The sequence below is a fragment of the Calothrix sp. NIES-2100 genome (assembly GCF_963875285.1).
GTDB lineage: Bacteria > Cyanobacteriota > Cyanobacteriia > Cyanobacteriales > Nostocaceae > Aulosira.
On the sequence record NZ_CAWNLA010000001.1, the window covers coordinates 3465318 to 3478376 of the forward strand.

Genomic DNA, 13059 nt, shown 5'->3' on the forward strand with positions numbered 1-13059 from the left:
TGTTGCTATTTCGTAAATCTCATCGCCTATCTGGGAACACTAAATCCAGCATTCTCAGGATTTAGTAGTATGGTTAGCACTCTTGTCAGTATTCCCGGATACTAAGTTAGGGAAGAACTCTACAACGGTTCTAGAACCCTAGTTTATCGAGCAGTACGAGAATCTGATCGACAACCAGTGGTAATTAAACTGCTGAAAAATCCTTATCCCAGTTTCCACGAACTGGTACAATTTCGCAATCAATACAACATCGCCAAAAATCTTCACTATCCCTTAATCATCCAAATTTATAGCATAGAAGCTTATCATAATGCTTATATGTTGGTGATGGAAGCCTTTGGGGGGATTTCCTGCAAAGAGATGGGAGATATTGCGTCTTTAGAGGAGTTTTTACAAGTTGCGATCGCTTTATGCAACATCTTAGATATACTTTACCGCGATCGCCTACAAGTTATCAATCTACTTTCTTCCCAAGCTGCAATCTCCCTAGAAAATGCTCGACTTTATCAACAAGCCCAACAAGCTTTACAAGATTTACAACAGGCGCAATTACAAATTGTTCAAAGTGAGAAAATGTCTGCTCTCGGTAACTTAGTTGCTGGGGTAGCCCATGAAATGAATAATCCTTTGGGTTTTATTGCTGCTAGTCTCAAACAAGCTAAACCCACCATTGCTGGTATTACCGAGCACCTAAAACTTTATCAAGAAAGCTTTACTAACAAGAGTGAGGAAATCACAGAACACGCCGAAGAGATTGACTTGGATTATACCTTAGAAGACTTGCCCAAGATAATTGATTCGATGACGATGGCGTGCGATCGCCTGAAAAATATTAGCACGAGTCTGCGCACCTTCTCACGGGCAGATAAAGATTATAAAGTCCCGTTTAATATTCATCAAGGTATCGATAGTACAATTTTAATTCTCAAACATCGCCTCAAAGCTAATGAACAACGTCCTGGGATTGAAGTTATCAGCAATTACGGTTATTTACCTGCAATTGAATGCTTCCCTGGACAATTAAATCAGGTATTTATGAACATCTTAGCCAATGCTATTGATGCTTTAGAAGAACCAAATCATGGACGGAGTTATGCCGATATTCAAGCCAATCCCAATGTGATTATAATTAAAACATCACTAGAAGATAAACAAGTGAAAAATCCCATTACTGATAATGGTAAAGGCATGAATTAATCAGTAAAACAGCGGATTTTTGAGCAATTATTTACTACCAAAGGAGTCAGTAAAGGTACGGGATTAGGCTTGGCAATAGCCAAACAAATTGTGGAAGAAAAGCATGGGGGAAAATTAAGTTGCAATTCTATTCTTGGTGAGGGAACTGAGTTTATTTTAGAAATTCCACTATAAAGAGTGTTGTTTTTTGGTAAATATATTCGCCTATCTGGGAACACTAATTCCAGTATGATTCAGGATTTAGTAGAATGGTTAGCACTCTTGTCAAGATTCCCGGATATCAAGTTAGGGAAGAACTCTACAATGGTTCGAGAACTTTAGTTTATCGAGCAGTTCGAGAATCTGATCAAATACCAGTGGTAATTAAGCTACTGAAAAATCCTTATCCCAGTTTCCACGAATTGGTACAGTTTCGCAATCAATACACCATTGCTAAAAATCTCCACTCACCTAGTATCATCCAAACCTACAGCCTCGAAACTTACCAAAATAGCTATGTGTTGGTGATGGAAGACTTTGGGGGAATTTCCCTCAAGGATTTTGCTTATATAGATACTGTACAAGCAATGTCTCTACAAGAGTTTTTAGAAATAGCGATCGCACTTTGCAATACCTTAGACATACTGTACCGGAATTGCATCATTCATAAAGATATTAAACCTGCCAATATTCTGATAAACCCAGAAACAAAACAAGTTAAATTAATTGACTTTAGTATTGCATCGCTGCTACCACGAGAAACACAAACTTTAATCAGTCCCAATGTCCTAGAAGGAACACTCGCCTATATTTCCCCAGAACAAACTGGACGAATGAATCGCGGGATTGATTACCGTACAGATTTTTATTCTTTGGGTGTAACCTTTTACGAATTACTGACAAAACAATTACCATTTCCGTCAGAAGATGCGATGGAGTTGATACATTGTCATATTGCCAAAACGGCAACATTTGTACATGAAATAAATCCCCAAATTCCCTCTTTATTATCAGAAATTGTTAGCAAATTGATGGCGAAAAATGCTGAGGAACGCTATCAGAGTGTTTTGGGATTGAAATATGATTTAGAAAAATGCGCCCTTCAACTCAAGGAAACTGGCACAATTGCAGACTTCCCAATTGCTCAAAGGGATTTGTGCGATCGCTTTATTATTCCCGACAAACTGTATGGACGAGAAACAGAAGTAGAAACCCTACTACAAGCATTTGAACGTGTCAGTAATGGTGCAACGGAAATGATGCTGATTGCTGGGTTTTCCGGGATAGGTAAAACTGCGGTTGTCAATGAAGTGCATAAACCCATTGTCCAGCAAAGAGGTTATTTTATTAAAGGGAAATATGACCAATTTCAACGCAATATTCCCTTCAGTGCATTTGTGCAAGCCTTTCGAGATTTAATGGAGCAATTATTAACCGAAAACGATGCTCAAATTCAGTCATGGAAGAGTGAGATTTTAAATGCTGTTGGGGACAATGGACAGGTAATTATTGAATTTATCCCCGAATTAGAACGAATTATTGGTAAGCAGCCAGCAGCCTTAGAATTATCTGGAACGGCAGCACAAAATAGATTTAATTTATTATTTCAGAAATTTACCCAAGTCTTTACTAGCAAAAAACATCCCTTAGTGATGTTTTTAGATGATTTGCAATGGGCAGATTCAGCATCACTGAACTTAATGCAGCTATTAATGGCAGATACAGGTCATTTGTTCTTAATTGGTGCTTATCGTGATAATGAAGTTCAAGCCGCCCATCCATTAATGTTGACTTTGAGTGAAATTGAGAAAACACAAGCAACGATTCATACGATTACTTTAGCACCACTCAATCAAATGCAAGTGAATCAGTTAGTTGCTGATACACTGAAATGTTCAACAACAATAGCAGGGAATTTGTCTCAACTAGTCTCTCAGAAAACTCAAGGTAATCCATTTTTTGCTACTCAGTTTCTCAAAGCATTGCATCAAGATCATCTCATTCAATTTAACTGGGAATTGGCGTGTTGGGAATGTGACATTACACAGGTAACTCAGCAAGCACTGACAGATGATGTTGTGGACTTTATGGCATTTCAATTGCGAAGACTACCGCGATCAACTCAAAATATATTGCAGTTAGCGGCTTGTATTGGGAATCAGTTTGATTTGGCAACTTTGGCAATTGTTTCTGAACAATTAGAAATCGAAGCAGCATCTAATTTGTGGAAAGCCTTACAAGAGGGTTTGATTGTACCTACTAGTGATGTTTATAGATTTTATGTCGGAGAAGAAACTCAAGCAGCTTCTCCAGAAATTTCTCAGACTGTGAGATACAAGTTTTTACACGATCGCGTCCAACAAGCAGCATACTCATTGATTCCAGAAGAACAAAAGCAGTATAACCATTACAAAATTGGTCAATTGTTGTTGCAAGGGCTATCCCAGTCTGAACAAGAGGAATACATTTTTGACATTGTGAATCAGCTGAATATGGGACAAGCTGTTATGACTAACAATGAGCAAAAACAAGAACTAGCGAATCTCAATTTAAAAGCTGGACAAAAAGCCAAACTTTCAGCAGCCTATCAAGCGGCTCAGGACTATTGCACCATTGGTATGGCTTTATTATCCCAAGATGCTTGGCACAAAAACTATAAACTCATGTACAGTTTGCACCGTGATGGTTCAGAAGCAGCTTACCTTTGTGGTAACTTTGACCAAGCCGAAGCCCTGTATGCACAGACACTCACCCATGCTCAAACCTCCCTGGAGCAAGCGATCGTTTATCGCGTGCAGATGACTCAGTACCAGCTTCAGGGAAGAAATGCTGAGGCGATCGCTATTCAACGTCAAAGTTTACAGATGCTTGGGTGGGTGATGCCCACAGAGCCTCAGATGATACAAGCTAACCTAGATGAAGAAATCGCCACGGTTCAACAATTTCTAGCGCAACATCCGATTGAATCCATTCTTCAAGCCCCCAAAATGGCAGATCCCAGTATTGCAGAAATACTGCGAATTTTACAAATTTTGTTTTATGCCGCATGGCTCGACGGTCAAAGCACCTTAGCATTACTAGCACTGGCCAAGATGACCACACTGTCATTAGAGTATGGTAATAGCGATATGTCTCCTTTTGGCTATGTCGGTTATGGCTTAATTGCTAATGGTGTACTTAAGGATTCCGCTACTGCTTATCAGTTTGGGGAAATAGCAGTTCAGCTTTGTGAACAGTTTGATAATGCTGATGTGCGCGGTATGACTAATTTCCTGTTTGCGGCTGATGTGCATAGCTGGAGTCGTCCCATTCGAGAGGCAGATACATACTATAACAATGCCTACAAATATGGAATGGAAGCTGGCAACTGGCTAACAGTAGGCTTTATGATGATGCAGAGTGGTTCCGATCGCCTGACTTACGGTAAAAATTTAGATGATCTATATGCGATCGCTCAAAACCACGCAGCTTTTCTTGATCAGATCAAAAGCTTAGATAACCTAGATGCTTTACGAGTCGGAGTAATTCAACCGATACGCCAACTTCTTGGTTTGACCAAAACACCGTTTACCTTTGATGATGATAGTTTTAGTGAAGCCCAGTATTTGCAAAAATACGTCAATGCTCCCTATCACTTAGCTTGGTTATATTCTGTTAAAATTCGCCATGCTTATTTATTTGACAATAAAGCCGCATACCCTGATTTAATCCCCCAACTGAGCATCATTGAAAACACTATTGCTAGTCATGCAAAAGTCCCTTCCAGCGTTTTTTATGTGGCATTAATCCATCTCGCTCTGGCTGAAGTGGCTACCGAATATTCTGAGCGTCAACACCATCTTTCAGCACTCATCCCCCTGGAAGAACGCTTAAATTTGTGGGCAAAGGCTTGTCCGGAAAATATCCTGCACAAATGTCTACTCATCCAAGCAGAAAAAGCCAGGTTAAACAAAGAAAAAACAGAGGCTATTGAACTTTATGATGAAGCAATTACCCAAGCTCAAACAAATAAGTATGGCTATGAAGAAGCCCTAGCTAACGAACTTGCAGCTAAATTCTACCTCAACTGGGGTAAAGAAAAAGTTGCCGCAGGCTATATGCAAGAAGCTTACTATTGTTATGCAAAATGGGGAGCCAAAGCCAAAACCGACGACTTAGAAAAACGCTATCCCCAACTACTCAAACCCATCCTGGAACAGCGACAAATTACCCTCAATCCCTGGGAAACCATTGGTAGCATTACCTTGCCTCGGACTGCTTCATCCACTCATACTTCTACTTCTGGTACAAACATTTCCATTGCCCTAGATTATACAAGCGTACTAAAAGCTGCTCAAACTATTTCTAGCAGTATTGAGTTAAATGAACTCGTCACAAATCTCACCCAAATTATCCTGGAAAATTCCGGTGCGAAAAAATCCGCCTTAATTATTCCCGAGAATGGCGCTTGGAAAGTGAAAGCAATTACCTTGATTAATCAGGAGTCAAATTCTCCAGAAAAAATCCAAACCATCATAAATTCACAATCACTTGATACTTGTCAATATCTACCTAAAAAAATTATTAATTACGTCAAAAATACTCAACAAACAATAGTCATAGATAATTGCCAAACAGATATTCCTGGGGTAATTGGAGAATATCTGTTAGAGCAGCAACCAAAAAGTGTATTATGCACACCAATTACTAAACAAGGTAAATTAGTCGGAATTCTTTACTTAGAAAATCAAATCACAACAGGCGTATTTACTAGCGAACGGCTACAAGTTATCAATCTACTTTCTTCCCAAGCTGCAATCTCCCTAGAAAATGCCAGACTTTATCAAAAAGCCCAACAAGCATTACAAGATTTGCAACAAGCACAATTACAAATTGTCCAAAGTGAGAAAATGTCTGCACTGGGTAATTTAGTTGCTGGGGTAGCCCATGAAATGAATAATCCTCTCGGTTTTATTGCTGCTAGTCTCCAACAAGCCAAACCCACCATAGCTGATATTACCGAACACCTAAAACTCTATCAAGAAAGCTTTCCCAATCCCGCCGAGGAAATCACAGAACACGCCGAAGCAATCGACTTAGAATACAGCTTAGAAGACTTACCAAAGATAATTAATTCTATGACAATGGCGTGCGATCGCCTGAAAAACATCAGCATGAGTCTGCGCATTTTCTCACGGGCTGATAAAGATTACAAAGTCCCGTTTAATATTCATCAAGGTATTGATAGTACAATTTTAATTCTCAAACATCGCCTAAAAGCTAATGAACAACGTCCAGCGATTGAAGTTCTTACCAATTACGGTGATTTACCTGCAATTGAATGCTTCCCGGGACAATTAAACCAGGTATTTATGAACATCTTGGCAAACGCTATTGATGCTTTAGAAGAAGCAAATCATGGACGGAGTTATCAGGAAATTCAAGCCCATCCCAACGTCATTAGGATTAAAACTTCACTAGAATCTCAGCAAGTGAAAATTACCATTACTGATAATGGTACAGGCATGAGTGAAGCAGTAAGACAGCGGATTTTCGACCAATTATTTACTACCAAAGGAGTAAATAAAGGTACAGGGTTAGGCTTGGCAATCGCCAAACAAATTGTGGAAGAAAAGCATGGAGGAAAATTAAGTTGCAATTCTATTCTTGGTGAGGGGACTGAGTTTATCTTGGAGATTCCACTATAAAGAGTCTTGTTATTTGGTAAATCTCATCGCCTATCTGGGAACACTAAATCCAGTATTCTCAGGATTTAGTAGCATGGTTAGCACTCTTGTCAAGATTCCCGGATATCAAGTTAGGGAAGAACTCTACAACGGTTCCAGAACCCTAGTTTATCGAGCAGTTCGAGAATCTGATCGACAACCAGTGGTACTTAAACTGCTGAAAAATCCTTATCCCAGTTTCCACGAACTGGTACAATTTCGCAATCAATATAACATTGCCAAAAATCTTCACTATCCCTTAATCATCCAAATCTATAGCATAGAAGCGTATCAAAATGCTTATATGCTGGTGATGGAAGACTTTGGGGGGATTTCCTTGAAAGAGATGGGAGATATTGCGTCTTTAGAGGAGTTTTTACAAGTAGCGATCGCGCTGTGCAACATCTTAGATATACTTTACCGCGATCGCATCATTCATAAAGACATTAAACCCAGCAATATTTTGATTAATCCCCAAACCAAGCAAGTTAAATTAATTGACTTTAGTATTGCATCTCTACTACCAAGGGAGACACAAAGCTTAATCAGTCCCAATCTTTTAGAAGGGACACTGGCTTATATTTCCCCAGAACAAACAGGGCGGATGAATCGCTTAATTGACTATCGGACGGATTTCTATTCTTTAGGTGTCACCTTCTATGAATTACTCACAGGAGAATTACCCTTTAAGTCCAATGATCCAATGGAGTTAGTCCATTGTCATATTGCTCAATTACCAAAGCCAATCCCAAGTGAAAACATTCCCCAAGTACTTTCTGATATTGTGATGAAATTGATGGATAAAAATGCCGAAGACAGATATCAAAGTACATTAGGAATCAAATTTGATTTAGAAAAATGCTTAGAACAATTAACAGCAACTGGTAAAATTGAACACTTTAAAATCGCTCAAAGAGATTTGTGCGATCGCTTTATGATTCCCGATAAACTTTATGGACGAGAAGCCGATATAAAAATCCTCCTCCAAGCATTTGACAGAGTCAGCCAAGGTGCAACCGAAATGATGCTGGTTGCTGGTTTTTCTGGTATTGGTAAAACAGCAGTTGTCAACGAACTCCACAAACCGATTGTTAGACAACGCGGTTATTTTATTAAAGGCAAATTTGATCAGTTTAATCGGAATATTCCTTTCAGTGCTTTTTTCCAAGCATTCCGAGATTTAATTGGGCAGTTATTAACCGAAAGTGATCCGCAAATTCAGTCTTGGAAAAGCAAGATATTAGCAGCACTTGGCGATAACGCACAAGTAATTATTGAAGTCATTCCCGAATTAGAAATAATTATTGCTCAACAACCACCAGTACCCGAATTATCAGGTACGGCGGCACAAAATAGATTTAATTTATTATTCCAAAAATTTACCCAAGTTTTTACTAGTAGCGAACACCCATTAGTTATATTTTTAGATGATTTACAATGGGCAGATTCAGCATCGCTGAAGTTAATGCAGTTATTAATGGCTGATACAGAGCATCTTTTGTTAATGGGTGCTTATCGCGATCATGAAGTGAACCCAGCCCATCCATTGATGTTGACTTTGAGCGAAATTAGCAAAACCAAAGCCAAGGTTAATACAATTACTTTAGCACCACTCAATGAAATCCAAATCAATAAATTAGTTGCTGATACTCTCAAATGTCATGAAAATTTAGCCTGGAATCTTTCTAAACTGGTATTTCAGAAAACTCAAGGTAATCCCTTTTTTGCTACTCAGTTTCTCAAAGCCTTACATCAAGATAAACTGATTCAATTTAACTTTGATTTAGGATGTTGGGAATGTGATATTACACAAGTAGTTCAGCAAGCGGTTACAGATGATGTTGTCGCTTTTATGAGTTTTCAATTGCGCCGACTACCAACAGCGACTCAAAATATATTACAGTTAGCTGCTTGTATTGGTAATCAGTTTGATTTAGCAACTTTGGCGATTATTTCCCAACAGTCAGAGGTAGAAGCATCTGCTGATTTGTGGAAAGCGTTGCAGTCAGGATTGATTTTACCTCAAAGTGAAGTATATAAATTTTTTGTTGGTGATAAACATCAAGATTTTACTAAAAAAAATCAGGGGATTTTTACCTATAAATTCTTACACGATCGCGTGCAACAAGCTGCTTATGCTTTGATTCCCGAAGCACAAAGACAATCAACCCATCTGCACATCGGAAAACTCTGGCTTCACAGTACACCAGACATCGAAAAGGAAGAAAGAATTTTTGAAATTGTCAATCAGTTAAATATTGGCAAAGCACTGATTATTGAGCCAGTGGAAATCTCCCAACTAGCCAAATTAAATCTGCTGACAGGGATAAAAGCAAAAGCTGCAACTGCTTATATCGCCGCAGTTGAATATTTACAAACAGGCTGGCAACTTCTACCTGCTGAAAGTTGGCAAAACCAATATGAATTAACTCTAGCATTAAACACAGCGATCGCAGAAGCTAGCTATCTCAGCGGCGACTTTGAAAATATGGAAGAATATGCAAATATTGTCCTGCAAAATTCTAGAAGTTTTTTAGAACAGGTGCATGTTTATAATACCAAAATTCAAGCTTGTATGGCAAAAAGTAACCACTTAGAAGCCTTACAAACTGCTCTATTAGTATTGCATAGACTAGGTGTAGAGCTTCCAGACCAGCCGAATCAACAAGATATTGTACAAGCAATGGAGCAGACCAGCTTGCTACTAGCAGATAAATCTGTGGCTGATTTATTGACACTGCCAGAAATGGAAGATGAGACAATATTAGCAGCAATGCAAATTTTATCCAGCATTATTTCTACTGCTTACCAAGCAGCGCCATTTTTGTTTAGGTTAATTGTCATTAAACAGGTTCAACTTTCTATTATCTATGGCAATGCTCCAGAATCTACCTATGCCTATGCAACCTATGGACTGATAATTTTTGCGGCTCTCGGAGATATTAATACAGCTTATGAATTAGGGCAAGTGGCATTAGATTTAATTGAAAAATTGAATGCTGTCAAACTGAAATCTAAAACTTTATTTGCTGTTAATTGTTTTATTAGACATTGGAAAGACCATCTCCGAGAAACATTAAATCCTCTTTTAGAAGCCTACACTTGTGGGTTAGAACATGGTGATATTGAATATGCAGCCATGTCCGCTTATGTTTTTAGTAGATATGCTTACTTAAGTGGGCAAGAGTTGCACGATTTAGAAAGCACCATAGGCAACTATGGTAAAGTCATATTCCAACTTAAGCAAACCACCTATGTAAATTTTAATAATATTTATCATCAATCGGTATTGAATTTGTTGGGAATGGTGGATAATCCTCGTTATTTGATTGGAGAAAGTTATGATGAAACGAAAATGTTACCGTTACATTATGCTGCCAATCAAGTCAGTATAATTTGTCAGGTACATTTCTGTAAATTGCTGCTATGTAATTTGTTTTATGACTACAAACAAGCATTAGAAAATGCCGCAATAGTTGAGAAATACTTGGCGAGTATAACTGGATTAGTATTGATACCTAATTTTTATTTTTATGAATCTTTGACTCGCCTCGCTTTGTACTCAGATACGTCATTGACTGAGCAAGAAGCTTTATTATCTCGCGTTACAGAAAATCTCGCAAAACTCAAAAGTTGGGCACAATACGCCCCCATGAATCACCAACATAAAGTTGATTTAGTTTCAGCCGAAAAATGTCGAGTTTTGGGAGAAAAAATTGACGCTATACAACTTTATGAACAAGCAATTGCTGGAGCAAAAGCCAACGAATACATTCATGAAGAAGCACTCAGCAATGAACTGACAGCCAAATTTTACCTCGAATGGGGCAAAGAAAAAGTCGCCCAAGTATATATGTTAGAAGCTTACTACTGCTACGCTCGCTGGGGAGCAAAAGCTAAAACCGATGATTTAGAAAAACGCTATCCGCAATTGCTAGAACCCATCTTGCAACCAAGACACATCAAACTCAATCCTTTAGAAACAATTGCAACTATTACCAGTAGTAAGACTTTAAAATCAACTTGGACTTCCAGCACAGATAGCAAGAGTGTTTCTGATTTGCTTGATTTGACTTCTGCGATCAAAGGTGCGCAAGCGATTTCTAGTAGTATCAAATTAGATGAACTAATTATTAACTTAACTCAAATCATCCTGGAAAACTCTGGGGCTAAAAAAGCTGTCTTAATTCTGCCGCAAGCAAATATTTGGCAAGTACGAGCAGTTGTTTTTATTAACCACGAAAGCCCAGATAGATATGAAAAAATCATAAATATTCAGGAATCAATTGATACTTGTAGATTAATTCCCAGAAAAATTATTAATTACGTCAAAAATACCCAAAAAACTGTTGCCATAGATAATTGTCAAACAGATATTCCGGAAATAATTAGCGAATATATCCTCACAAACCAACCCAAAAGTGTATTATGCACACCAATTATCAAGCAAGGTAATTTAGTGGGAATTTTATATTTGGAGAATAAAATAACTGCTGGAGTTTTTACTCAAGAAAGATTGCAAGTAATTAACTTACTTTCTTCGCAAGCAGCCATATCTCTAGAAAATGCTCAACTTTATCAACAAGCACAACAAGCATTACAAGATTTACAACAAGCACAAGTCCAAATTGTCCAAAGTGAGAAAATGTCTGCACTCGGTAACTTAGTTGCTGGTGTAGCCCACGAGATGAATAATCCTCTGGGTTTTATTGCTGCTAGTCTCAAACAAGCTCAACCCACGATTGCTGATATTACCGAACACCTAAAACTCTATCAAGAAAGCTTTCCCAATCCCGCCGAGGAAATCACAGAACACGCCGAAGCAATTGACTTAGAATACAGCTTAGAAGACTTACCAAAGATAATTAATTCTATGACAATGGCGTGCGATCGACTGAAAAACATCAGCATGAGTCTGCGCATTTTCTCACGGGCTGATAAAGATTACAAAGTACCTTTTAATATTCATCAAGGTATTGACAGCACAATTTTAATTCTCAAACATCGCCTGAAAGCTAATGAACAACGTCCAGCGATTGAAGTTCTTACCAATTACGGTGATTTACCTGCAATTGAATGCTTCCCGGGACAATTAAACCAGGTATTTATGAACATCTTGGCAAATGCTATTGATGCTTTAGAAGAAGCAAATACTGGGCACAGTTATGCAGAAATTTCCGCCAATCCCAATAAAATTATAATTACCACTTCTAGAGAAGATAATTTGGTAAAAATTGCCATTGCTGACAATGCTCAAGGTATGAGTGAAGAAGTCAAACAGAAAATATTTGACCATTTATTTACTACCAAAGCAGTAGGCAAAGGTACAGGTTTAGGATTGGCTATAGCCCGCCAAATTATCACAGAAAAGCATAGGGGTAGTTTGACTTGTGAGTCAGTATTGGGATTAGGTACAGAATTTAGTATCACTATTCCCATTACTGACAATAAATATTAACTTACTGAGCAGGCATTCTTAAACCCGGATTACTAGGAGGAGAAACAAGGTTCAGAAATGTGATGAGTTTAAGTGTGCGACGGCGAATTTTCCAACGCCCATTTTGTTGGATAACGTCATCTTCATAAGTACCATTAGCAATATCAATGCTAGTATCCGAACGTTTGTGGGTCGCATTTAGATAGGAAGTCATCGTTGCAGTATTACCGTTAATAGTGATGTTGAATGTACCCATCAAGTGCTGTGTAGCTACATAGCCGTTTCCTTGGAATACGGAAGCAACAAAATCCGCCCAGTCATTTGTCCCGAAACGTGTCGCGGTGGTGACTCCATCAGGGAAAATCGCCGTAATTTTTGCATCTGTTGTAAAGCAGTCTTGATAAATATTCTTTCCGACTTGGATATCTCCTCGCCCAATCGCATCAGTTCCCAAAGCGTAGCAAACAGCCAATTGTTCAATGTCTGATTTAGCATTGGGTTGTGACGCAGAAGCAAGTTCAATTGTCCCTCCAATCAGTACAATTACGGTTGCAATCGCAGCTATTAAGGTTGTGATACTCTGAAGACTGATTAACTTCTGATATTTGCTTTTTCTCATTTAATGTTGCTTCCTTATTTACCTTATTACCTGTGGTTTTACCCAAGATTGATCATCGAGATGCCGATGTAAATATTTTACTCGGCTGCTAAATAGTCATGCGTATTTGGGAATACTAAGTG

Annotated in this window: 3 protein-coding genes and 1 pseudogene; 3 read left to right on the forward strand and 1 reads right to left on the reverse strand. The window is 38.4% G+C overall.

Annotated features, from left to right (window positions below; translation table 11 throughout):
• Nucleotides 1-438: 438 nt before the first annotated feature.
• The 3 genes and pseudogenes from AACU32_RS14470 to AACU32_RS14480 all read left to right on the forward strand — a co-directional run.
• A pseudogene (locus AACU32_RS14470) lies at nt 439-1371 on the forward strand (sensor histidine kinase); the annotation flags it as partial.
• A 74-nt stretch (nt 1372-1445) separates the two neighbouring features.
• A complete protein-coding gene (locus AACU32_RS14475) occupies nt 1446-6863 on the forward strand; it encodes an ATP-binding sensor histidine kinase (protein WP_096600544.1) in 5418 nt (1805 codons plus the stop codon).
• A 73-nt stretch (nt 6864-6936) separates the two neighbouring features.
• Nucleotides 6937-12339, forward strand: coding sequence for an ATP-binding sensor histidine kinase (locus tag AACU32_RS14480; RefSeq protein ID WP_096600546.1), 5403 nt, complete (start codon nt 6937-6939; stop codon nt 12337-12339).
• A 1-nt stretch (nt 12340) separates the two neighbouring features.
• Here the strand turns inward: AACU32_RS14480 and AACU32_RS14485 are convergent, their stop codons facing one another.
• A complete protein-coding gene (locus tag AACU32_RS14485) occupies nt 12341-12937 on the reverse strand; it encodes a nuclear transport factor 2 family protein (protein ID WP_096600548.1) in 597 nt (198 codons plus the stop codon).
• Nucleotides 12938-13059 lie beyond the last annotated feature (122 nt).